General features: G+C 28.7%; 24 protein-coding genes. 13 read left to right on the top strand and 11 right to left on the bottom strand.

All coding sequences use genetic code 11. The annotated features are described in order from the left end of the window. Positions 1-307, bottom strand: a 307-nt coding sequence (locus tag ACFDSN_RS04110) for a nuclear transport factor 2 family protein (RefSeq protein WP_375238561.1), incomplete at its 3' end; no start/stop codon positions are given. A gap of 118 nt (positions 308-425) precedes the next feature. Here ACFDSN_RS04110 and panB point away from each other — a divergent pair. Genes panB through ACFDSN_RS04080 form a run of 6 tightly spaced genes read left to right on the top strand, consistent with a single transcriptional unit; the run spans position 426 to position 3970 of the window. Then, a complete protein-coding gene (panB, locus tag ACFDSN_RS04105) occupies positions 426-1244 on the top strand; it encodes a 3-methyl-2-oxobutanoate hydroxymethyltransferase (RefSeq protein WP_375238560.1) in 819 nt (272 codons plus the stop codon). Between the two features lie 4 nt (positions 1245-1248). After that, positions 1249-1953 carry an RluA family pseudouridine synthase gene (locus ACFDSN_RS04100; protein WP_375238559.1) on the top strand — a complete coding sequence of 235 codons (705 nt, stop codon included), beginning with the start codon at positions 1249-1251 and terminating at the stop codon, positions 1951-1953. An 8-nt stretch (positions 1954-1961) separates the two neighbouring features. Continuing rightward, positions 1962-2474, top strand: coding sequence for a GNAT family N-acetyltransferase (locus ACFDSN_RS04095; RefSeq protein WP_375238558.1), 513 nt, complete (start codon positions 1962-1964; stop codon positions 2472-2474). 41 nt (positions 2475-2515) lie between these two features. Further along, positions 2516-2941, top strand: coding sequence for a hypothetical protein (locus tag ACFDSN_RS04090; RefSeq protein ID WP_375238557.1), 426 nt, complete (start codon positions 2516-2518; stop codon positions 2939-2941). Between the two features lie 13 nt (positions 2942-2954). Then, positions 2955-3365, top strand: coding sequence for an MFS transporter (locus tag ACFDSN_RS04085; RefSeq protein WP_375238556.1), 411 nt, complete (start codon positions 2955-2957; stop codon positions 3363-3365). A gap of 2 nt (positions 3366-3367) precedes the next feature. Next, positions 3368-3970, top strand: coding sequence for a YdeI family protein (locus ACFDSN_RS04080; RefSeq protein ID WP_375238555.1), 603 nt, complete (start codon positions 3368-3370; stop codon positions 3968-3970). 76 nt (positions 3971-4046) lie between these two features. Here ACFDSN_RS04080 and yajC read toward each other — a convergent pair whose 3' ends face one another. The 4 genes from yajC to ACFDSN_RS04060 all read right to left on the bottom strand — a co-directional run bounded on the left by yajC (position 4047) and on the right by ACFDSN_RS04060 (position 7028). Further along, positions 4047-4340 carry a preprotein translocase subunit YajC gene (gene yajC, locus ACFDSN_RS04075; RefSeq protein ID WP_375238554.1) on the bottom strand — a complete coding sequence of 98 codons (294 nt, stop codon included), beginning with the start codon at positions 4338-4340 and terminating at the stop codon, positions 4047-4049. Continuing rightward, positions 4340-4843 (bottom strand): DUF1573 domain-containing protein, encoded by a 504-nt coding sequence (locus ACFDSN_RS04070; protein ID WP_375238553.1) that lies wholly within the window; start codon positions 4841-4843, stop codon positions 4340-4342. The genes yajC and ACFDSN_RS04070 overlap by 1 nt, the downstream gene beginning before the upstream one ends. Positions 4844-4894: 51 nt before the next feature. Next, positions 4895-5806, bottom strand: coding sequence for a transcription antitermination factor NusB (nusB, locus tag ACFDSN_RS04065; protein WP_375238552.1), 912 nt, complete (start codon positions 5804-5806; stop codon positions 4895-4897). 121 nt (positions 5807-5927) lie between these two features. Then, entirely contained in the window at positions 5928-7028 is a 1101-nt protein-coding gene (locus tag ACFDSN_RS04060) for a Glu/Leu/Phe/Val dehydrogenase (RefSeq protein ID WP_375238551.1), read from the bottom strand. Positions 7029-7173: 145 nt separating this feature from the next. Here ACFDSN_RS04060 and ACFDSN_RS04055 point away from each other — a divergent pair, with 145 nt between their 5' ends. After that, complete coding sequence (locus ACFDSN_RS04055) at positions 7174-8928, top strand: ABC transporter ATP-binding protein (RefSeq protein ID WP_375238550.1); 1755 nt, start codon at positions 7174-7176, stop codon at positions 8926-8928. Between the two features lie 56 nt (positions 8929-8984). After that, positions 8985-9380 (top strand): PUR family DNA/RNA-binding protein, encoded by a 396-nt coding sequence (locus ACFDSN_RS04050; RefSeq protein WP_375238549.1) that lies wholly within the window; start codon positions 8985-8987, stop codon positions 9378-9380. Between the two features lie 55 nt (positions 9381-9435). Here ACFDSN_RS04050 and ACFDSN_RS04045 read toward each other — a convergent pair whose 3' ends face one another. Together ACFDSN_RS04045 and ACFDSN_RS04040 are read right to left on the bottom strand one after the other, a co-directional pair. Further along, a complete protein-coding gene (locus ACFDSN_RS04045) occupies positions 9436-9783 on the bottom strand; it encodes a tRNA-binding protein (protein WP_375238548.1) in 348 nt (115 codons plus the stop codon). After that, positions 9773-10309, bottom strand: a complete 537-nt coding sequence (locus ACFDSN_RS04040; protein ID WP_375238547.1) for a YfiT family bacillithiol transferase — start codon at positions 10307-10309, stop codon at positions 9773-9775. Before ACFDSN_RS04040 ends, ACFDSN_RS04045 begins: the two co-directional genes overlap by 11 nt. Before the next feature lie 147 nt (positions 10310-10456). Between ACFDSN_RS04040 and ACFDSN_RS04035 the strand changes: the two genes are divergently transcribed. Further along, positions 10457-11827, top strand: a complete 1371-nt coding sequence (locus ACFDSN_RS04035; RefSeq protein WP_375238546.1) for an aldehyde dehydrogenase — start codon at positions 10457-10459, stop codon at positions 11825-11827. Here the strand turns inward: ACFDSN_RS04035 and ACFDSN_RS04030 are convergent, their stop codons facing one another. From ACFDSN_RS04030 to ACFDSN_RS04015, 4 genes are all read right to left on the bottom strand, one after another. Beyond that, positions 11828-13363 carry a YifB family Mg chelatase-like AAA ATPase gene (locus ACFDSN_RS04030; RefSeq protein WP_375238545.1) on the bottom strand — a complete coding sequence of 512 codons (1536 nt, stop codon included), beginning with the start codon at positions 13361-13363 and terminating at the stop codon, positions 11828-11830. It abuts the gene before it with no gap. A 91-nt stretch (positions 13364-13454) separates the two neighbouring features. Further along, on the bottom strand, positions 13455-15410 hold the full coding sequence (locus tag ACFDSN_RS04025; protein ID WP_375238544.1) for a cytochrome c biogenesis protein CcdA: 1956 nt from the start codon (positions 15408-15410) through the stop codon (positions 13455-13457). Next, positions 15407-16714 carry a tRNA lysidine(34) synthetase TilS gene (gene tilS / locus ACFDSN_RS04020; RefSeq protein WP_375238543.1) on the bottom strand — a complete coding sequence of 436 codons (1308 nt, stop codon included), beginning with the start codon at positions 16712-16714 and terminating at the stop codon, positions 15407-15409. The genes ACFDSN_RS04025 and tilS overlap by 4 nt, the downstream gene beginning before the upstream one ends. 3 nt (positions 16715-16717) lie before the next feature. Continuing rightward, positions 16718-18019 (bottom strand): anthranilate synthase component I family protein, encoded by a 1302-nt coding sequence (locus ACFDSN_RS04015; RefSeq protein WP_375238542.1) that lies wholly within the window; start codon positions 18017-18019, stop codon positions 16718-16720. Between the two features lie 78 nt (positions 18020-18097). On the opposite strand from ACFDSN_RS04015, the gene ACFDSN_RS04010 reads away from it, so the two are divergent. From ACFDSN_RS04010 to ACFDSN_RS03995, 4 genes are all read left to right on the top strand, one after another. After that, positions 18098-18988, top strand: coding sequence for an aldose 1-epimerase family protein (locus ACFDSN_RS04010; RefSeq protein WP_375238541.1), 891 nt, complete (start codon positions 18098-18100; stop codon positions 18986-18988). Positions 18989-19029: 41 nt separating this feature from the next. Continuing rightward, positions 19030-20388, top strand: a complete 1359-nt coding sequence (locus ACFDSN_RS04005) for a DEAD/DEAH box helicase (protein ID WP_375238540.1) — start codon at positions 19030-19032, stop codon at positions 20386-20388. 7 nt (positions 20389-20395) lie between these two features. Continuing rightward, positions 20396-21220 (top strand): hypothetical protein, encoded by an 825-nt coding sequence (locus ACFDSN_RS04000; protein ID WP_375238539.1) that lies wholly within the window; start codon positions 20396-20398, stop codon positions 21218-21220. Positions 21221-21317: 97 nt separating this feature from the next. After that, positions 21318-23042, top strand: a complete 1725-nt coding sequence (locus ACFDSN_RS03995) for an amidohydrolase (RefSeq protein ID WP_375238538.1) — start codon at positions 21318-21320, stop codon at positions 23040-23042. The last annotated feature ends 179 nt before the right edge of the window (positions 23043-23221 follow it).

Raw genomic sequence — 23221 nt, 5'->3', positions numbered from 1 at the left:
ACTGAATGTTATATTGAGATAATTTTTCTTTAAATTTTATATGCTCTGGAATTGAGACAATAGATTTTAAAAAATCTGAAAAATCATTTTTATCTAGCTTATATAATCCATCCTTACTTTTCCCTATTGATAATAACTTAATGTTACCATAGGTCATAGATTTCATTTTTAAACTATCTTGATTATGAAAGCCTTCAAAAAAAGTTTCAACAGATTTTTTTATTAATTCTTTTTCCGTGTTCTCTTCTTGAGAGTTCATAGAAGTTGTAATAACAAAAGCAGTCAATAATAATAGTATTATCTTCATTTTTAATGATTTAATATGACAAATTAAAAAAAAAGGAACAAAGTAAATGATTCTTTAAATTTTATTTAACAATACTTCTATATTTACTACTTTTACAATTATAAATAAAAGGATTAAAATGTCTGTAGCAAAAAAAGAGTATAAACGAATTACTGTTAAAACATTAGTTGATATGAAAGCTAACAACGAAAAAATTTCGATGTTAACTGCTTACGATTATACTATGGCAAAAATTGTTGATAGTGCTGGAACCGATGTTATTTTAGTTGGAGATTCTGCTAGTAACGTTATGGCTGGTCATGAAACAACTTTACCTATTACATTGGATCAAATGATTTACCATGCACAATCTGTAGTTAGAGCTGTAGAACGTGCTTTAGTTGTAGTAGATTTGCCGTTTGGTAGTTACCAAAGTGATCCTAAAGAAGCTTTACGTAGTGCTATTAGAATTATGAAAGAATCTGGTGGACATGCTGTAAAAATGGAAGGTGGAAAAGAAATTAAAGAATCTATAAAACGTATCCTAAATGCAGGAATTCCTGTTATGGGACATTTAGGTTTAACACCTCAATCCATTTATAAATTTGGAACTTACACTGTAAGAGCCAAAGAAGAAGAAGAAGCTGAGAAACTAAAAAAAGATGCTTTAATGCTTGAAAAAGCAGGATGTTTTGCACTTGTTTTAGAAAAAATACCAGCAAAATTAGCCGAAGAAGTTGCTAAGAGTATTTCTATCCCTGTTATTGGAATTGGAGCTGGATCTGGTGTAGATGGACAAGTTTTAGTATTACATGATATGATTGGAATGACACACGAATTTAATCCTCGCTTTTTAAGACGTTATATGAATTTATATGAAGAAATGACTAATGCTATTGGACAATATGTTAACGATGTAAAAACTGTTGATTTCCCTAACGAATCTGAGCAATATTAATTTTGTGATTCACAAAAAAAACATCGTTTCTAATAAAGAAAATCTTCAAGTAATTTATGAGGATAATCACATTATAGCTATAAACAAACGCTCTGGAGATATTGTTCAAGGTGATAAAACTGGTGATAAGCCTTTAAGCGATGTTGTAAAGGAATACATTAAGGATAAATATAATAAACCAGGAAATGTCTATTTAGGAACTGTTCATAGATTAGATAGGCCAACAACTGGTTTGGTTCTTTTTGCTAAAACAAGTAAGGTTTTACCAAGACTAAACAAGTTATTCTTAACAAAAGAAATTACTAAAACATATTGGGCTTTAGTGAAAAAAGCACCTGTAAAGTCTAACGGTACGTTAATTAATTGGCTAAAAAAGAACCCAAAAAACAACAAATCAACTGCATATATTAAAGAAATACCTGAAAGTAAAAAAGCAATACTACACTACTCTACATTAAAGAAATTAGATAATTACACACTTCTAGAAGTTAAATTAGAAACTGGTAGACATCATCAAATTAGAACACAATTATCCACTATTGGTTCTCCAATTAAAGGCGATTTAAAATATGGTTTCGATAGAAGTAATAAAGATGGAAGTATTTGTCTTCACGCAAGATTTATAGAGTTTATTCATCCAGTTACAAAAGAACCAATTAAAATTACCGCAGATTTACCAAACGATGCTATTTGGAACGCATGTTACTAAACAGAATTATGGAATTAGTAAAAGCAAATAAATCAGATCTTGATTCTATTATGTTAATAATTAAAGATGCTCAGGATTATTTAGCGTCTTTAAGTATAGACCAATGGCAAAATGGCTATCCAGATTCTACAAGAATACTTACAGACATAAAGCAAAACGAAAGTTATTTAGTAAAAAACAGTTCTAGCCAAGTTATGGCAACTACTATGTTTACAACTAATCCGGAACCAACATACACTAAAATTGAAGGTGATTGGCTTACTCCTCAAAACTCAGTTTATGGCGTAATACATAGAATGGCTGTTGGTAATTCTTTTAGAAAATTAGGCATTGCAAAATATATTTTTAACTATTTTGAAGAGCTTTTAAGGTCACAAAACATAACTTCAATGAGAATAGATACTCACGAAAATAATATTGGTATGCAAACCCTACTGAAAACTTTAGGCTATAGCTATTGTGGTATTATTTATTTAGATGATAATGATAAGCGATTGGCATTTGAGAAATTAATTAAATAGATCATTTTTAGTATATTGTTTATCTAACTAATACAGATAATATGAATCCAATTATTAAAAATATTTTAGCTATAGTTTTAGGCTGGCTTTTAGGAAGTACTATAAATATGCTTTTAATACAAACTGGTCACAGTGTTTTCCCTATTGAAGGTATAGATATTAATAATATGGATGCCTTGTCTAAAGTTATGCCAACTCTAGAATACAACTATTTTATTTTTCCTTTTTTAGCACACGCATTAGGAACTTTAATTGGTGCTTTTCTTGCCTTTATAATTGCTGAAAACCATAAAATGAAATTTGCTTTAGCAATTGGGTTTTTATTTTTACTTGGCGGAATAGCTGTTAATTATATGATTTCTGGACCAATTTGGTTTACAATAACTGATGTTCTTTTAGCTTATATTCCTATGGCTTGGATTGGTGGACAAATTGCAAAAGTAATTACTTCAAAAAAACAAGATTAATTACACTTAATAAATGAAAGAACAACTACGCGTTTTAAAGGTTATTCATTTTGCACTTTGTGCTGGACTTATAATTGGCTATTATTTATTATCAGGTTTAAAATCAATTTCGGATTTACTTATTTTCCTTAAAATAACTTCAGGAAATATAATTTATATATTTATTCCAATTGTAGCGTTTATAATTAGTAATCTTATTTTTAAGCAAAAGTTAAAAGTAATTTCTCCAAGTTCTACAGAACAACAAAAAATTATAGAATACCAATCTGCATCTATTATACGTTGGGCAATTTTAGAAGGTTCTGCTTTTGCATTATTAATTCTTCAAAAGGATTTTATACTTTTTGGAATTCTAATTATTATCTATTTAATAATGATTAGACCAACAGAAGACAAGGTTAAGAACGAATTAAAACTTCATTAATAATGAAAAAAATCTATTCCGTAGAAGAATATTTAGAAAACAATAATCACTTTAAAAATGAACTAGAAATTCTAAGATCACTTTTATTATCTACAGAATTAGAAGAAACTATAAAATGGAACGCTCCTACTTATACTTTAAAAAATAAAAATGTTATTGGTTTAGGTGCGTTTAAAAATCATTTTTGCCTGTGGTTTTTTAATGGCGTATTTTTAGAAGATAAACATAATCTATTGTTTAATGCTCAAGATGGAAAAACAAAAGCACTCAGGCAATTACGTTTTACTTCAATTAAAGAATTAAATCAACCTACAATTTTAAGTTATATAAAAGAGGCTATAGAAAATCAAAAACTTGGAAAAGAGTTAAAGCCTACAAAAACAACGTCAAAGTCTTTTAGTATTCCAAAGGAATTACAACTGCTTCTAAATCAAAATTCTGAATTAGAAGCATCGTACAAAAATCTATCTCCAAGTAAACAAAAAGAATATTGTCTTTATATAAAATCTGCAAAAAGAGAAGCTACAAAAATATCTAGATTAGAAAAAATAGCACCTTTAATTCTAAAAGATACTGGATTACACGACAAATATAAAAACTGTTAATCTCTAACTTTATTATATAAAAAAATGCTTCAAGTAAAAGTTTACTTGAAGCATTTTTATTTAATTAAAAAGCAATTTACTTTTTATCTTCTTTTGGTTTGTTTAAAATTTTAGTTCTTTCCATAGAAATGGCAGCACGATCAAATTTTAATTTACCTGAAAGAGTTTCAATAATACAAGAATTATCTTTATCATTTAACTCTAATATTTTACCGTGTAATCCACTAAGTGTAACAATACGGTCGCCTCTTTTTAATTCAGCTGCGAATTTTTTTTCGTTTTTAGCCTTTTTCATTTGTGGTGCAATCATAAAGAAATACACTACAGCAAACATAGCTAAAATTGGTAATATACTAGATAATTGCTCCATTACTTAACAACTGGTGCCATTGGAGAATTTGCTGGTGCTACCTTAGCTGGTGCATTAGGATCTGGCTTAACAAAAGCTTTAATTCTAACAACTTCGCTACCTTTTTCTGTATTTGCAGTAATTGTTACAGCTTTAGACGTATTACCATTTCCTTTACCGTTAAACTTAACTGTAAATTTTCCTTCTGCTCCTGGTGCTAAAGGTTCTTTAGACCAGTCCTGAGGAATTGTACATCCACAAGTACTTTTAATATTAGTAATTACTAATGGAGAATCTCCTGTGTTTTTATAAGTAAATACGTTTTCTACTGGAGTTCCATTAATAATTTCTCCAAAATCATGTTCTGTTTCTGAAAATGTTAAAACTGGAAATTTAGAAGATTGTGCATCTCTAACTGCAGCTGCTGCTACGTTTGTTTCATCAATTTTTGTTGTTGCATCTTCTTTACAAGATGTAAATCCTACTAAGCATACTGCGCTTAACATTAAAAATACTCTTTTCATTTCGTTTTATTTTAATTTATTATTGAATTGTAAAAATAAGATTATTTTTTATTACATCAAACCTCTACCGATTTTATTTAATGTTCCTGCTGCTTGGTGTTCTTTTACTATTTTATCTAAAATACCATTTATAAAAATACTACTCTTTGGTGTCGAGTATTCTTTAGCAATTTCTAAATATTCATTAATGGTTACTTTAGTTGGAATAGATGGAAATTTTTCAATTTCACACAATGCCATAGTCAACAATACTGTATCTAATGATGCGATACGATCTGCATCCCAATTTTTTGTTTTAGAACCTATAACTGATTTTAATTCACCTTGATTTAACAAAGACTTTTTAAATAAGTTAATTGCATATTCTTTATCTTCAGTATCCTTATAGAGTTTAGGAGTCAAATGTACATCTGGTGAATCTTGTTTTGTTTTCTTTAAAATTTTTAGAATTGTTGTATTTACAATTGGTAAATCATCTAACCAGGTTAAATTCTTATCTTCCAAATAATTATAAAGCTTGTCGTTAGGTGCTACAATTTCTTTAAAAAAGTCAACAATAAAATTTCTATCTTCTTTAAAAGTCGATGTTTTAGTAGATATGTATTCTTTATATAGGCTACTTGAAACAAGCTCTTTATAAATTATATCTACATATTCACCATCTAATTTCCAGTTATTTACATTTAAATCATCTTGCTTTAAAAGAAATGCAGGATTATTAGCAATGCTTAATAACACTTCGTTATTAATAAATTTTCTATTAGGACTTTTTTCTTCATCAGATGCAAAATGTTTTTTCTGGTCTTTATCTATTTGCAACTCTGCTTTTTCTCTAACTTCAACCATTAAAGACAGAAGTAATATGTATAAAGAATACATATTATCTATACTATTTAGTAAGAATTTTTGATCTTTAGTAAAGTCATCACTTTCACTTCCGTTAAAAGCGTAAAGTACTTGCATTACTTTGATTCTGATATGCCTTCTATTTAACATAGTCTAAAAGAACTTGTAGTTTAAAAAAAGCGATAGAAGTGTTTCTATCGCTTTGCAAAAATAATACTTTAATTAAAAGTAAAAACTATTAACTGTTTTTATTTTTTCTTTCTGCTATTCTATTTTTTGCTATTGTTAATGCTGCATCTAAAGTAGTAACACTATTTTTTTCTGCATTATTTAAAATTTCTAATGTTGTGTTGTAAATATTTTCTGTTTTACGCATAATTTCTGCTTTACCGTATTTTTCTAATTCGGCATAAACATTAATAATTCCACCAGCATTAATTAAAAAATCTGGTGCGTAAACAATACCTTTTTCTTGTAATAATTTTCCATGAACAACTTCGTTTGCTAATTGATTATTTGCAGCACCTGCAATAACTTTAGCTTGAATTTTATTTATAGTATCATTATTTATAGTTGCTCCTAAAGCACATGGCGCATAAATATCTACAGGTTCGCTATATAAATCAGATCCTTTATAAATAGTTGCTCCGTATTTTGAACTTACAGCTTCTAAACGAGATTCGTTAATATCTGAAATAATAACTTTAGCACCATCATTTGTTAAATGTTCAACTAAAGATTCCCCAACATGTCCAATTCCTTGTACTAAAACACTTTTATTTTCTAAATCGTCCGTTCCAAATTTATATTTAGAAGCAGCTTTCATTCCCATAAAAACGCCATAAGCTGTAATTGGAGAAGGGTTTCCTGATCCACCTAAACTTTCAGAGATTCCAGTAACATAAGGTGTAACCTCTCTTACTGTATCCATATCCGATGTTTCCATTCCAACATCTTCTGCAGTAATATACTTTCCACTTAAACTATGGACAAACTCACCAAAACGACGCATTAATTCTGGCGTTTTTTGTGTTTTAGCATCACCAATTATAACTGCTTTTCCTCCACCAAGATTTAATCCTGTTATGGCTGATTTATAAGTCATTCCACGAGATAATCTTAAAACATCATTTAAAGCTTCCCATTCGTTAGCATATTGCCACATTCTTGTTCCACCTAAAGCTGGTCCTAAAACTGTATTATGTATTCCTATAATAGCTTTTAATCCTGTATCTTTGTCATTACAAAAAACAATTTGCTCATGATTATCGAAAGATAATTGTCCAAAAACTGGATCTACTTTTTTTAATTGATCTGGTGTTAATATGTCTGAAACCATTATGTAATTAGGTGTTTATTGATATAAGTGTAAAATTGCATTATATTTAATAATGCAAGCAAAAATAATTATATATTAACATTTATGCAATAAATATCACCAATAATTAAGAAATTATTAATTTGAAACGATTTGATTTAATTAAATGAAAGAATTACAACACCTTAACAAATACTTTAGGAAATATAAAACAAAACTACTAATAGGTATTATAATAACTATTGTTTGTAATCTTTTTAAAGTATTTGTTCCAAGTTTTATAGGTGAAACCATAGATATTATAGATGAATACTTAAAGGCAGATACTAAAGATTTAACCAATTTAAAATCAAGTTTATTACTAAATATATCTTTAATTATTGGAACAGCTATTTCTACTGGTGTTTTCACATTTTTTATGCGTCAAACTATAATTAACATTTCTAGATATATTGAGTTTGATTTAAAAAATGAAATCTATCAGCAATATCAAAACCTATCATTAAACTTCTACAAAAAAAATAGAACTGGAGATTTAATGAATCGTATTACAGAAGATGTTTCTAAGGTTAGAATGTATTCTGGACCTGCAATAATGTATAGTATAAATACACTTATGCTTTTTGTAGCTGTGTTAGTTTTTATGTATAAATCTTCGCCAACATTAACACTTTATACAATAATTCCATTACCAATTCTATCTGTTTTTATATACAAAATAAGTAAAGAAATTAATAAGCGTAGTAGAATTGTACAAGAGTATTTATCAAAACTATCAACATTTACACAAGAAACATTTAGTGGTATATCTGTTATAAAAGCTTATGGAATAGAGACTAAAACTATTATCGATTTTAATAAACTATCTAAAGAGAATAAAGAAAAGCAATTAAAATTAGTGAAAATTAGAGCCTTCTTTTTTCCTATGATGCTATTATTAATAGGTATTAGTAATATTATCGTAATTTACGTTGGAGGAAAACAATACATTAATGACGAAATTACGCTTGGAACTATAACTGAGTTTATAATATACGTTAACTTACTTACTTGGCCAGTTGCTACAGTTGGTTGGGTTACGTCTATTGTACAAGAAGCAGAAGCATCTCAAAAACGAATTAATGAATTCTTAAAAATAGATCCTGAAATTAAAAATACGGTACAAAAAAGCACACCAATTCAAGGAAATATTGAGTTTAAAAATGTAACCTTTACTTATGATGATACTAATATTACTGCACTTAAAAATATTAGTTTTAAAGTTAAAAGCGGTGATACTTTAGCAATAATTGGTAAAACTGGCTCTGGAAAATCAACAGTATTAGACTTGGTTAGTAGACTATACGATACAAGTAATGGAACTGTTTTAGTGGATAACACTACTATTAAAAACCTAAATTTAAAAGATTTAAGAACATCTATTGGCTATGTACCTCAAGATGCCTTTTTATTTAGTGACACCATTAAGAATAATATAAAATTTGGTCGTGAAAATGCTACTCACGAACAAGTGATTGATGCTGCTAAAAATGCTTATGTCCATAAAAACATTATTGAATTTAATAAGCAATACGAAACTATATTAGGAGAAAGAGGTATAACTCTTTCTGGTGGACAAAAACAACGTGTCTCTATTGCAAGAGCAATTATAAAAAATCCTAATATATTATTGTTCGACGATTGTTTATCTGCAGTAGATACAGAAACCGAAGAAAAGATTTTAAATAACTTAAAGCAACTTACACAGCAAACAACAACTTTAATTGTAAGTCATAGAATTTCATCGGCTAAAAATGCAGATCAAATTATAGTTTTAGATAAAGGAGAAATTATAGAGCAAGGTACTCATAAAGAGCTAATTAGTAATAATGGGTATTATGCTGAATTATACAAAAAACAATTAAGTCAAAAAGAATTATAAAATTTGTTGCTTACTCAACTTTTTTTTTAGATTTTTGAGTAAATAAATAAACTATTATGGGTAATTACGAAATGATGGAGAAAGAAGAAATTTTCTCAAAAGTATTACGAGCTGGAAGACGTACTTACTTTTTTGATGTTAGAGCAACTAAAGCTGGAGATTACTACATAACAATTACTGAAAGCAAGAAGTTTACAAACGATGACGGTTCTTTTCATTACAAAAAACACAAAATCTATTTGTATAAAGAAGATTTTAACGAGTTTAATACAATTTTAAAAGAGATGACAGATTACGTTATTTCTGAAAAAGGAAATGAAGTTATTAGTGAAAGACACCAAAAAGATTTTAAACGTGACTTTGAAGTTACCTCTAATGAAAGTACCCAAGAAACAACAACTGAAAATCCTTCTGAAAGTAGATTTACAGATGTAGATTTTGATGATATTTAATTAAATACTAAATAAAGGTTATTACAAAAGCTTCATATATTATATGAAGCTTTTTTTATGCTACAATGCTTCCATTTAAAACTTTTGCTTCTGGACGTAATAGAATAACATCTTTTCCTTTTACAGCTCCTAAGACTAAACATTCACTCATAAAATTTGCTATTTGTTTCAATGGAAAATTTACCACTGCTACAATTTGCCTATTTAGTAGTTCATTTTTTGTATATAGTGTAGTAATTTGAGCCGATGTTTTTTTTACACCTAAGTCACCAAAATCAATAGTTAACTTATAAGCTGGTTTTCTAACTTCTGGAAAATCTTCTACAGAAATTATAGTACCAACTCTTAAATCTGGCTTTTTAAAAGTATCAAAACCAATTCGTTTTTTCAATTTAAAATCCATTATCTAAAGCCTGTTTTATATGCGCTAAATGATGCAAACTATGCCAAGCATAAATTCCTAAATTTTCTTTCAAAGTCACCTTACCATTTGTTTCAGGATGGATAAAATAACGATCAAAATCAGCTTCAGATAATGTTTTAACAAAAGCAACCAACTTAGCATGTATAACTTCAATATGTTTTAATGACAAATCTATAGGCAAATTATAATCATCTAAATTTGCCCAAGCCACTTCATTATATGCTTTTATAATTGGAGAATTTTCTGTTATTGTCCATTTAAATCTGGTATAACTATTATGGTGACTATCTGAAATATGATGAATAACTTGTCTTACAGTCCAACTATCTTGTCTATATTTAAGTAATAAGCTTTCATCTGATAAATCTTGAGCTAAAGTTCTTAAATCTTTAGGAAACGTTTCTAAAACATTAATCCATTCCAAGATATGTTCTTCTATAATTGGATTTGGTTTTTTAAATTCTCCTACAGGAAATTTTAATTGATATAATTTTGCATCAGTCATAAATTTAAAGATATAAAAATCAACTCCTCATATAGACTTAATTTCATCATTTTAATTGATTATTAAAAATAAAGCAGAATTAAAATCTTAAAGTTTAATAATTTTTACCGTTGTTAAGTTCAATTACGTAACTTTCCCTAAAAAAGTATGTTTTCTAAAATTCTGCAAAGTCAAAAAGCTTTTTTCGCATCTCAAGAAACTAAATCAATATCATATAGAATTTCATTATTACAAGTTTTAAAAAGAGAAATAATATCTAAAGAACAAGATATTATAGTTGCTATTTATAAAGATTTTGGCAAACCTGCTTTTGAAACTTATATTACAGAGATATCTGTAGTTTTATCTGAAATTGATTTATTTATAAAAAAGATAAAAACGTGGTCTAAACCAAAACGTATTAAACCTGCTTTATTAAATTTCCCTTCTTCAGAGTTTATTTACAAAGATCCTTATGGAGCTGTTTTAATAATTTCGCCTTGGAATTACCCATTTCAACTGGCAATAGCACCATTAATAGCAGCAATATCTTGTGGAAATACAGTTGTCTTAAAACCAAGTGAATTAACACCTAACACCTCTAGTTTATTAAATACTATTATAAGTAAAGTTTTTAAACCTGAACACGCTTTGGTTATTGAAGGAAATGCGGAAGTGGCTTCTAATCTATTGAAATTAAACTGGGATTATATATTTTTTACAGGAAGTGTTAATGTAGGTAAAATTGTGGCTAAAGCTGCGGCAGAACATTTAACACCAGTAACTTTAGAGTTAGGTGGAAAAAATCCTTGTATAATTGATGAAACAGCAAATTTAAAACTAACCGCTAAACGATTAGTTTGGGGTAAATTTTTAAATGCTGGACAGACATGTATTGCTCCAGATTATATACTAATAAAAGAAAATATTAAACAGGAGTTTTATAATTTAATTAAAAATGAAATTATTACCACTTATGGAACAAACCCTGAAAACTCTGAGGATTTTACAAGAATTGTAAATGAAAAGAATTTTGAACGTTTAAAAGGCTTTTTAGAAAATGAAACTATTGTCTGTGGTGGAAAAACTAATCCAGTAACAAACTATATAGCTCCTACTCTATTAGATGAGTCAAAACTATCTAGTAATGTTATGAAAGGCGAAATATTTGGTCCTATTTTACCCGTAATTTCATATTCAAGTTTTGAAAATATTTCTGAAACCATTAATAATTATGAAAAGCCATTAGCACTGTATGTTTTTAGTAATAATTTAAAGTTTAAAACTAATATTTTGAATAGTTTTTCTTTTGGTGGAGGCGTAATTAACGATACTATTATACAATTCACCAATCACAGATTACCTTTTGGTGGTGTTGGAAACAGCGGTATTGGAGCGTATCACGGTGAACATTCCTTTAATACATTTACACATCAAAAAAGTATTGTAAAAAAAGGAAACTGGTTAGATTTACCTTTTAGGTATGCACCTTACAAAAACAAACTAAATAATGTAAAAAAACTTTTAAAGTGGCTGTAATTACCCCAACCAACCATCACGATCTAAACTTCTATATTGTATAGCTTCTGTTAAGTGAGTTCCAGTAATAGTTTCGCTATTTTCTAAATCAGCTATGGTTCTAGATACTTTTAAAATCCTATCATAAGCTCTGGCAGATAAATTTAAGCGTTCCATAGCTGTTTTTAATAAGGTTTTAGAGTCTTCATCTAACGCACAATATTCTCTAATCTGTTTTACAGACATTTGAGCATTGTAATGAATATTTTCTAAATTCTCAAATCGTTTGGTTTGAATATCTCTTGCTGCAGTAACACGTTTTCTAATATCTACAGAAGATTCTGCTTTATGTTCGCTAGACAATTTTTCAAAAGGTACTGGTGTAACTTCAATATGAATATCTATTCTATCTAACAGTGGCCCAGAAACCTTACTTAAATAACGTTGCATTTCTGCAGGACTAGAAGTTACTGGCGCATCTGGATCGTTAAAATATCCACTTGGACTAGGATTCATACTTGCCACTAACATAAAACTACTTGGATAAGTAACTGTAAATTTTGCTCTAGAAATAGTCACTTCTCTATCTTCTAAAGGTTGACGCATTACTTCTAACACCTCGCGTTTAAACTCTGGCAATTCATCTAAAAATAACACGCCATTATGAGATAATGAAATTTCGCCAGGTTGCGGATAACTTCCGCCGCCTACAAGTGCTACATTGGAAATGGTATGATGTGGACTTCTAAATGGTCTTTGAGATAATAATCCAGAACTTTTTACACGACCAACCACAGAATGAATTTTTGTAGTTTCCAAAGCTTCGTGCAACGTCATAGGTGGCATAATACTAGGCAATCGTTTTGCTAACATTGTTTTTCCTGCTCCTGGCGGACCAATTAATATCACGTTATGTCCGCCAGCTGCTGCAATTTCCATACAACGTTTTATACTTTCTTGACCTTTTACATCTGAGAAATCAAATTCTGGAAAATCTAAGTTCTTATAAAACTCTTCTCTTGTATTTACTATAGTTTCTTCTAATAGTTCATTTTTATCGAAAAAATTAATGACTTGTTCAATATTATCTACGCCATAAACTTTTAATCCATCTACAATTGCTGCTTCTTTGGCATTCTGATTAGGTAAAATAAAGCCTTCAAAACCTTCTTCCTTAGCTTTAATAGCAATTGGCAAAGCACCTTTTATTGGTTGAAGAGATCCATCTAAAGATAATTCGCCCATTATAATATATTTTTCTAAATCCTCAGCTTGAATTTGATTTGATGCTGCAAGTATTCCTACAGCCAATGTCATATCGTAAGCAGAACCTTCTTTACGTAAATCTGCTGGACTCATATTAATTATAAGTTTCTTCCCCGGAATTTTAAAACCATTATTTTGTAATGCCGCCGCAATACGGTAATTACTTTCTTTAATAGCGTTATCTGGTAAACCAACCAAATGATAACCAATTCCTTTATCTACATTAACTTCCACAGTTATAGTAGTTGCATCTACTCCAAAAACAGCACTTCCAAAAACTTTTTTAAGCATAAAATATTGGTTTTCTTAAATGTACTAAAAATTAAGCACAAAAAAAGCGAGAACTAAAATTCTCACTTTTTTAATCTAAAATGTATTTATATTACTTTTTAAAACTCTCTAAGCCTTTTTGCAACCAATTGTAGTATTCGTCTGCATTTGGAGTATTTGCAGTAGTATGATTTAATAATTGTAAATCACTGTTCATTAACACATAAAAAGGTTGTGAGTTATTATTAAAATTTATAGTTTGAAAGGTTGACCACTTATCTCCAATTGTTTCTATACGTTTTTTTGAACCATTAGCTCTTAAAAAATCAAACTGCTCATTTTCTGGTAATTCTTTTCTATCATCTACATAAAGTGAAATAACTACATAATCTTGAAGTGTATTATAAATTTTATCTTGACTCCAAACTTGTTCTTCCATTTTTCTGCAATTCACACAAGCCCAACCCGTAAAATCTAACATTATAGGTTTGTTTTGCTCTTTTGCAGCTGCAACGCCTTGTGTAAAATCTTTATAACATTCTAAACCCAACGGACATTCAGACTCTTTCTCGTACAAACTATAAGTTAATGGTGGTGGAAAACCACTTAATAACTTAAGGTTAGCATGTTCTGTATTAGTTAAACCAGGAATTAGATAAATTACAAAAGCGACAACTAAAATGGCAAAACTAATTCTAGGAATTCCTAATTTCTTTAATGGACTATCGTGTGGGAATTTAATTTTACCAAATAAATAAAGTGCTAAACCTATAAAAATAATAATCCAAATTCCAATAAATACTTCACGTTTTAATAAACCCCAATGTTTAACTAAATCGGCATTAGAAAGAAATTTAAAAGCCATAGCTAATTCTAAAAAACCTAAAACAACTTTAGTTGAATTTAACCAACCACCAGATTTAGGTAAAGAGTTTAACCATTTTGGAAACATAGCAAATAAAGTAAATGGTAAAGCTAATGCTAAACCAAATCCACTCATTCCCATAGTTAATTGCATTGCTCCTCCATCGCTAGTTAAAGAACCTGCTAATAAAGAACCTAGAATTGGACCTGTACAAGAAAAAGAAACAATAGCTAAAGTTAAAGCCATAAAGAATATTCCAATAAAACCACCTATTTTAGAAGAAGTTTCATCCATTTTATTTCCCCATGACGTTGGTAATGTGATTTCATAAAAACCAAAAAACGAGAATGAGAAAAAGTATAATATTCCAAAGAAAATGATGTTCAACCAAACGTTAGTTGAAATTGTATTTAATATTTCTGGATTTAATGAGTCTAAAAAGTGAAAAGGCAAACTTAATAACACGTAAATAATTAAAATAAACAAACCATAAAGCATTGCATTTGCAATTCCTTTTTGGGTGTTTTCAGCACTTTTAGTAAAAAAAGAAACTGTTAATGGAATCATTGGAAACACACAAGGTGTTAGTAGAGCTATTAAACCACCTAAAAAACCAAGAATAAAGATTCCTATGTTTGTCTTCTCTTTTACTTCTTCTTTTTGAAATTCTCCAGCACCTTTTATATCTATTTTTAATTTTTTAGATAGTGATTTAGAATTTTCATCGATAGTTATATTCTTTTCAAGAACATTAGTTCCATCTAAAGATAAAGTGAAATTTTTAGTTTCATTAATACATACTGTTTTACATACTTGATAGAAAAACTCAACTTTAATCTGTTTATTTTCAAGATTTAAAATTTTAATTTTTTGATTAAGAATTGCCTTTTTTGAAAAGAAAATTTCGTTAACACCAAATGTTTCATTAAATTCTTTGTAAGTTTTACCTTCTTTTAAATCACCTATTAATTCATAGTTCCCATTAATGTTTAAGAAATCAACTTCAAAATTTAAAGGTCCACCTTCAGGTGTATATTGAGAGTAAATATGCCAATCATCATCTATATCAGCTTCAAAAACTAAATTATAATCAGTATTAGAAATTTTTTCTACTTTAGTTTGCCATTTTACAGGTTCTAAAACTTGAGCAACACTGTTTTCTAAAGAAAAAAATGTTATAAATAATGCTAATATATATTTCATATTAATGATATTTTAATAATTTTTTTTGTTGATTTAGTCACTTTAAATCGGTTATCTAATCTGTAGTTTATAACCCAAACTACTTGGTTTGAGCTACGCAATATTAAAGCTTTTTCCTTTGCAATCAAAGATAGCTTTATATCCTTAAAATATTTGCTTATTTTTTTTTTACCATTCATTCCTGATGGGTAAAAGTAGTCGCCTTCTTGTTTAGAACTTACAGTTAAAGGAAAGTTTAACATTTTGGCATCTACAAAAATTGAATTATTTTCAACAATACCAACATTAGATACTTTTTCGAAAACTAATTTTCCCAAAGGTGTTTTTATTGTTTCTAAAGAATTCACTACGATTTCAAACTCTTTTTTAGTATCAATTTTAGTTAAAATAAGTGTTTCTCTATCTTTTAAAAGCTGATGCGTTTTAGAGGTAATTATTTTTCCAGATTGTGCATCTAATAAATCTACAATATCATTAAAAGCAGTAAAACCATAAACTTTAAAAATTTCGTGGATATAAGCTTTTGGAACATCTATTTTTTTAAATTCAGAAATTCTGTAAACTGTTTCTCCTTCTGTTTTAGAAATAACTGCACGCTTCAAAACAGCCTTTAAACTTTCGACCACAATAGATTTGGTGTCATTTAAATTAGAAATTGTAGTGTTTAAATTCTGAAGTATATTTGGATTTATATCTTTTAAAACAGGAATTACATCATGTCTTAATTTGTTTCTTAAATATTTAGTAGATGCATTACTACTATCTTCTCGCCAATTAATCTGTTGCTCTAAAGCATAAGCTTTTATAATTTTTCTAGAAAATGGCAATAAAGGTCTTACTATATTGTTGTTTAGTGGTGGAATTCCAGTTAATCCTTCTATTCCTGTTCCACGAGATAAGTTAATAAGTAAAGTTTCTAAATTATCATCTGCGTGATGTGCAGTTAAAACATAATCTAAAGCTTCTCTTTCAAGAATTTCTTCAAACCAATTATATCTTAATTTTCGCGCTGCTAATTGAATCGATAATTTTTCTTTTTTGGCAAATTTTTCAGTTGGAAACGTTTTAGTAAAAATTTCAACATCTAAATCCTTTGCTAATTGCTTAACAAAAGTTTCGTCAGTATTGCTCTCTTTATCTCTTAAAGAAAAATTACAATGTGCTAAACTGAAATCAAATTTTAATGACTTGCATAAATATGCTAAAACAACACTATCTAAACCACCAGAAATGGCAACAAGTAGCTTTTTTTCATTTAAAAATGAAAATTGATTATTAATATGTACTTTAAATTCTTGAAGCATAATTTAAGTTTCTAAAGCTTGACGCATTGCTTTTGCTTTTAGCAAACATTCTTCATATTCCTTAGTAGGATCGCTTTTTACAGTAATTGCGCCACCAACAGAATAAGATACATATTTTTTTGTTTTATTATATAAAATAGAACGAATTACAACGTTAAAATCGAAATCGTTTTCTGGTGTAAAATAACCAATGGCTCCACTATACAAACCACGTTTTGACACTTCTAAATCTTCAATAATTTGCATTGCCGAAATTTTTGGTGCACCAGTCATACTTCCCATTGGAAAGGTTGTTTTTATAATATCTACTGGATGAATTTCTGGTTTTACTTTAGAAACTACAGTAGATATCATTTGATGTACTTGATCAAAACTATAAATTTTACATAACTCCTCTACATTTACGCTTCCTTTTTGTGCTGTTTTAGATAAGTCATTTCTAACCAGATCAACAATCATAACGTTTTCACTTCGCTCTTTAGCATCATTTTCTAAAGTGTCTTTTAATAACTCATCTTCTTGTTTATTTGCAGATCTTTTAGCTGTTCCTTTTATAGGTTGAGAGATTAATTTATCAGATTCCTTTTTTAAATAGCGTTCTGGCGAAGCACACATTACATAAGTGTTTAAATGCTTAAAGTAAGATGCAAATGGCGGATTAGATATATTATTTAACTTGTTATAAACTGTGTATGGATTGATTTCTACATCTTCAGCAAAAAACTCCTGACAAAAATTAGCTTCGTAAATATCTCCTCTTTGAATATGGTTTAATACTTTTTTAACACGTTCTAAATAATTGTCTTTAGTTAAGGTTAATTTTATTTTAACTTTTTCGCCATAATTCTCAAGATCTAATTTGTTTTCAATTTCAAAATTAAAAATAGTATTGAAATCAGATTCAATTTCATTATCTACCATTTTTAAATACTGAACTTCTAAAGTATTTCCTTTTATTAAAAATAATTTTTGAGGTTGGAAAAAATATAATTCAGGAAAATCTAAAACTGAAGTGTTATTAGATTTTAATACTTCCACATCATTTTTTAAATCGTAAGTTAAGTAGCCAAAAATCCAATCTTTTGTTAATGTTTGGTATTCTTTTAATTGATTAAAAGCATCTAAATAATCTGTTTTTATGCTTGTAAATTCTTCTACAGCTAAAACTGCATCGTAATTAGAATACTGCTGACTATAATTATTAGAATCCAACCAAAGTACAGTATCAAATTGCTGAGACCAAGCCAATAATTGTGCTTTAAATGGTTCTATTTTTGTAAGTTGGTATGTCTTTTTGGTTCTCAATGATAAAAATTATGTTTCAAAGTTAATGAGATTTCATAAAAAATAATACCTTTTAGCCATTAGTTTAAATCAAAAACAATGCTCACACTAAAAAATAACCTTTTAGAGATTTCTATAAAAACAATTGGAGCAGAATTGTGCCAAATAAAATCCACTAAAAATAACACTAATTTTATGTGGAATGCTAATCAAGAAATTTGGGCTAATTTTGCGCCAAACCTCTTCCCTATTGTTGGCGCTTTAAAAGATGGTTCTTATATTTTTAATAACAAAAAGTATAGCATACCAAAACACGGATTTATTAGATATAACAAAGACATAAAATGTATTAAGGAAACAGAAAACAGCTTAACTTTCTTACTTCAAAATAATAAAAACACAGAAGTTAATTATCCTTTTAAATTTAATTATTATGTTATTTACACTATAGAAAACAATGAGTTAACCATAACTTACAAAGTGGAAAATACAGATACTAAAACTATATATTTCTCAGTTGGCGGTCATCCAGCTTTTAAATGTCCTGTCTTTAAAAATGAAAAGTATTCTGATTACAATCTTATTTTTGAGCAAGATGAAATTTCAGAAACATATTTATTAGACCAAGAAAGCGGATTATTATCTTCTAAAACTAAGCCAATATTTACTACCAAAAACAGTATAAACTTAACTCCTGATTTATTTAATAACGATGCCTTAATTTTTAAAGATTTAAAATCGAAACAAATCACTTTAAACAGTAATAAAAATGGACCTGTTTTAACTATAAAATATAAAGATTACAATTACTTTGGGATTTGGGCAAAACCTAAAGCTAATTTTATTTGTTTAGAACCTTGGTTAGGAGTTACAGATTATAAAAACACCAATCAAGAGCTTAAAAACAAAGATGGAATTATAAAATTATCAGCAAATAAATCTTTTTCTGCATCTTATAAAATTGAAATTCACCAAGCGCATTTAGTGTAAACCAATTAATAATGGTAATTTTGCAGTTAAATTAATGCATTTTGACTTTTCAAGAACTAAATTTAAACACGCCATTATATAATGGTTTAGACGACTTAGGTTTTACAACTCCAACACCTATTCAATCGGAATCTTTTTCGGTTATTTCTGGTGGTAAAGATATGGTTGGTATTGCACAAACTGGTACAGGTAAAACTTTTGCCTATATGCTACCAATACTTAAAAATTTAAAATATTCTAAACAAGAAGCACCACGTATTTTAATTTTAGTTCCAACTCGTGAACTTGTTGTTCAAGTAGTAAGCGAAATTGATAAATTAGCAAAATATATTAATGTCAGAACTCTTGGTGTTTATGGAGGAACTAACATAAACACACAAAAACAAGCTGTAGCACAAGGACAAGATATTATTGTAGCTACGCCAGGTCGCTTATATGATTTAGCCGTAAGTAGAGTTTTACAACTAAAATCTATTCAAAAATTAGTTATAGATGAAGTAGATGTAATGTTAGATTTAGGATTTAGACATCAATTACTTAACATTTTTGATATTCTTCCTGAACGTAGACAAAATATTATGTTTTCTGCAACTATGACAGAAGATGTGGACGAGTTAATTACTGATTTTTTCATAAATCCTACTAAAGTATCTATTGCTATTTCTGGTACGCCACTAGAAAATATTTCGCAAAGAAAATATAGCGTACCTAATTATTATACCAAGTTTAATTTAATTAAACACCTTTTTCAAGACCAAAAAACCTTTAATAAGGTTCTTGTTTTTGTATCTCATAAAAGAATGGCAGACCGATTATTCGAACATCTTTCTGAAACTTTAAACGATGAAATCTGTGTAATTCACTCTAATAAAACACAAAATTATCGTTTACGTAGTATTGAGCAGTTTCGTGAAGGCGCAAATCGTATTTTGATTGCTACTGATGTTATGGCTCGTGGATTAGATATAGATAATGTAAGTCACGTTATCAATTTTGATACACCAGGCTATCCAGAGAATTATATGCATAGAATTGGTAGAACTGGTAGGGCTGAACGCAAAGGTGAAGCTATTTTACTTTCTACTGCTAAAGAATTAGATGGATTAGAAAAAATTGAAACGTTAATGCAAATGGAAATTCCTTTAATAGAAATTCCTGATGCAGTAGAAGTTTCTACAGAACTTATAGAAGAAGAACGTACTGTAATAAAAGAACGTTACAACCCTACTAAACGTAGAGATGAAGATGCTCCTGGACCAGCTTTTCATGAAAAAAGCGCAAAAAACTCTAAAGAAAATCTTGGTGGTTCTTATAAATTTAAAATTGCTGCCAAATATAAAAAGCCAAAAACACGTGGCGATAAAAATTATAATAAGCGTAATAAAAACTTTAAGAAATAGTTCTGTTATGAGTATTCATAATTACATTATAACTTTAGTCTTATCCTTTAGTTTTTTATCCTGTAATTATAAAAAAAAAGCTAATTCTATTACAAAAAACAGCAATACAGATTTACAAATTGATCATTTTAATATTTGGGTAAAAAACCCAAAAACATCTAAAGAAAAATTAGTAGATATTGGGTTTGTTTCTGTTCCTGATTCACTTTCAGGGATTCATGATGGACAAGGTACTTCAGGAAAATACTTTTATTTTTTAAACGGATACCTAGAACTGATTTTTGTTTATAACCAAAATGAATTTGAGGCTAATAACTTAATAAATAAAGAATTAGATTTCAAAGAAAGAGCAAATTTTTATGTTAATGGAGCATCTCCGTTTAGTATTGCTCTTAAGCTTAAAGATTATAAATCAGAAAAAATTCCTTTTGAAAAAATTAGCTATCATCAAAATTGGATGGAGAAAAACATGACCATATTTTCAGCTAAAAATTCAAAAACACACCTTAAAGAGCCTTCAGTTTTTATTGTTTATCCTGAAATTGAATCACAAGTATTTGAATCTTTAACAGATTTACAAAACTTCCCTAGTGAAGATGATTTTTGGAAGGATTTTTTTAAGCATCCAAATGGTGCCAAAAAAATTACAAATATTATAGTATCATCAACCGATTTAGATTTGAATACAGAGACAATGAAATCTATAAATAGAATTGAAAATACAACCATAAAAAACGGAAAAGAACATTTAATGGAATTATATTTTGATAATAACATTCAAGGAAAATCATTTGATTTAAGACCTGATCTACCGCTAATTATTTACCTATAATAAAAACATTTAACCATAAAATATTAATGGACCTGACTCATTCAGTGAAAAATTACATAAAACAATGTAAATTAACAGTCCTAAACACTAATTTATAATGAACAAACTTCTATTTCTTTACATCACAGTAGTTTCAATATTATTATTTAATTCATGTGCTAATCCTAATAAGGAATTTGCAACAATGATAATCCATGGAGGAACTATATATACAGTAGACTCAACAAGTACAAAAGTAGAAGCAGTTGCTACTAAAGGTAATATTATTCTTTTTGCTGGAAATTTGGATGAAGCATATTCTTTCAAAAATAAAAAAACACAATTTATCGACTTAAAAGGTAAAACAATGACTCCAGGGCTAATAGAAGGACACGGACATTTTATGGGGTTAGGCTATAATGAATTACGACTAGATCTAATGAAAACTTCTAGTTACCAAGATATTATAGATGCAGTTGCAGAACGAGTTAAAACTGCAAAACCAGGAGAATGGATTATTGGTAGAGGTTGGCATCAAAGTAAATGGGATAGTTTACCAACAGACTTAGTTAAAGGGTTTCAAACACACCATAGACTTAGTGAAGTATCTCCTAACAACCCTGTATATTTAAGTCATGCAAGTGGACATGCAAGTTTTGCTAATAGTAAAGCTATGCAAATTGCAGGGTTAGATTTATTAAAATTAGAAGGTGTTAATAATTTTGAAATAAAAGGTGGAGAAGTTTTTCTAGACGAATTTAATAGACCTACAGGGATTTTTAATGAGAGAGCACAAACTCTAATAAGTAAACACATTCCAAAAAACACACCAGAATCAGACTCAAAGGCTTTTAATTTAGCTGTAAAAGCTTGTCATAAAAATGGTATTACTAGTTTTCATGATGCTGGAATTGACAGAGAGACAATTTCGCTTTATAATAAAATGAAATCAGAAAACAATTTAAAAGTTAGACTTTATGCTATGTTAACTGGCTGGGATAAAGATTTACTTAATGAATGGTATTTAAAAGGACCAAATGTAGACAAAGAACATCTTTTTACTATTCGTTCTGTAAAATTAAATTGTGATGGAGCTTTAGGCTCAAGAGGTGCTTGGTTATTAGAATCTTATTCTGATCAACCAGGACATTTTGGACACGAGACATTACCTATGGATTTTGTTGAAAAAACGGCTTCTAGCGGACTTAAAAATGGTTTTCAAGTTTGCGCTCATGCCATAGGCGATAGAGCAAACAGAGAGATTTTAGATCGCTATGAAAGAGCTTTAAAGAAAAGCTCTAAATTAATTTCAGATCATAGATTTCGTATTGAACATGCTCAACATTTACATCCAGACGACATACCTAGATTTGCAGAATTAAATGTGATTCCTGCAATGCAAGCTGTTCATATGTCTTCAGACAGACCTTGGGCAATAGATCGTTTGGGAGAACAAAGAATTAAAGAAGGTGCATATATGTGGCAAGATTTATTACAAAGTGGTGTACCTATTATAAACGGAACAGATGTTCCTGTAGAGCCTATTAATCCAATTGCAAGTTTTTACGCAAGTGTTAGTAGAAAAACTCTAAAAGGTTTCCCTGAAGGAGGTTTTGAACCTGAACAAAAAATGACGAGAACTCAAGCTTTAAAATCCTATACTTTAGATGCTGCTTATGGCGCATTTGAGGAAAAAATCAAAGGCTCTATTACACCTGGAAAGTTAGCAGATTTCACTATTTACAATCAAGATTTAATGACTGTTAGCGAAGACGAAATACTAAAAACCACTATCGTTATGACTATATTTAATGGTAATATTGTCTATACAACAGATTTATAACCTAATTATAATTTAAATGTTTTATAATTAAATAGTACTGCTTTTACAGTTGTGTCTTTTAAAACCCTTCTAACATCTTGGAACTTATTTGCACTATATGGTCCAATTAATGTCCATACATATTTAGTTCGTTTTGGAAAATATTTAGATAAAATGGAATAATCCAAATAAGCTGAAGA

Source organism: Aurantibacter sp., assembly GCF_042094015.1.
GTDB lineage: Bacteria > Bacteroidota > Bacteroidia > Flavobacteriales > Flavobacteriaceae > Aurantibacter.
The sequence above is the reverse complement of the archived record's forward strand: the minus strand, read 5'-3'. Positions and strand labels throughout refer to the sequence as shown.

What these genes read in the sequence shown, in the direction of transcription:
- ACFDSN_RS04045 (WP_375238548.1), bottom strand. Translation starts at nt 9,783, where the DNA reads ATGGATTTTAAATTGAAAAAACGAATTGGTTTTGATACTTTTAAAAAG.
- panB (WP_375238560.1), top strand. Translation starts at nt 426, where the DNA reads ATGTCTGTAGCAAAAAAAGAGTATAAACGAATTACTGTTAAAACATTA.
- ACFDSN_RS04040 (WP_375238547.1), bottom strand. Translation starts at nt 10,309, where the DNA reads ATGACTGATGCAAAATTATATCAATTAAAATTTCCTGTAGGAGAATTT.
- ACFDSN_RS04010 (WP_375238541.1), top strand. Translation starts at nt 18,098, where the DNA reads ATGCTCACACTAAAAAATAACCTTTTAGAGATTTCTATAAAAACAATT.
- ACFDSN_RS04085 (WP_375238556.1), top strand. Translation starts at nt 2,955, where the DNA reads ATGAAAGAACAACTACGCGTTTTAAAGGTTATTCATTTTGCACTTTGT.
- ACFDSN_RS04080 (WP_375238555.1), top strand. Translation starts at nt 3,368, where the DNA reads ATGAAAAAAATCTATTCCGTAGAAGAATATTTAGAAAACAATAATCAC.
- ACFDSN_RS04000 (WP_375238539.1), top strand. Translation starts at nt 20,396, where the DNA reads ATGAGTATTCATAATTACATTATAACTTTAGTCTTATCCTTTAGTTTT.
- ACFDSN_RS04050 (WP_375238549.1), top strand. Translation starts at nt 8,985, where the DNA reads ATGGGTAATTACGAAATGATGGAGAAAGAAGAAATTTTCTCAAAAGTA.
- ACFDSN_RS04090 (WP_375238557.1), top strand. Translation starts at nt 2,516, where the DNA reads ATGAATCCAATTATTAAAAATATTTTAGCTATAGTTTTAGGCTGGCTT.
- yajC (WP_375238554.1), bottom strand. Translation starts at nt 4,340, where the DNA reads ATGGAGCAATTATCTAGTATATTACCAATTTTAGCTATGTTTGCTGTA.
- ACFDSN_RS04095 (WP_375238558.1), top strand. Translation starts at nt 1,962, where the DNA reads ATGGAATTAGTAAAAGCAAATAAATCAGATCTTGATTCTATTATGTTA.
- tilS (WP_375238543.1), bottom strand. Translation starts at nt 16,714, where the DNA reads ATGCTTCAAGAATTTAAAGTACATATTAATAATCAATTTTCATTTTTA.
- ACFDSN_RS04055 (WP_375238550.1), top strand. Translation starts at nt 7,174, where the DNA reads ATGAAAGAATTACAACACCTTAACAAATACTTTAGGAAATATAAAACA.
- ACFDSN_RS04060 (WP_375238551.1), bottom strand. Translation starts at nt 7,028, where the DNA reads ATGGTTTCAGACATATTAACACCAGATCAATTAAAAAAAGTAGATCCA.
- ACFDSN_RS04035 (WP_375238546.1), top strand. Translation starts at nt 10,457, where the DNA reads ATGTTTTCTAAAATTCTGCAAAGTCAAAAAGCTTTTTTCGCATCTCAA.
- nusB (WP_375238552.1), bottom strand. Translation starts at nt 5,806, where the DNA reads ATGCAAGTACTTTACGCTTTTAACGGAAGTGAAAGTGATGACTTTACT.
- ACFDSN_RS04025 (WP_375238544.1), bottom strand. Translation starts at nt 15,410, where the DNA reads ATGAAATATATATTAGCATTATTTATAACATTTTTTTCTTTAGAAAAC.
- ACFDSN_RS04030 (WP_375238545.1), bottom strand. Translation starts at nt 13,363, where the DNA reads ATGCTTAAAAAAGTTTTTGGAAGTGCTGTTTTTGGAGTAGATGCAACT.
- ACFDSN_RS03995 (WP_375238538.1), top strand. Translation starts at nt 21,318, where the DNA reads ATGAACAAACTTCTATTTCTTTACATCACAGTAGTTTCAATATTATTA.
- ACFDSN_RS04070 (WP_375238553.1), bottom strand. Translation starts at nt 4,843, where the DNA reads ATGAAAAGAGTATTTTTAATGTTAAGCGCAGTATGCTTAGTAGGATTT.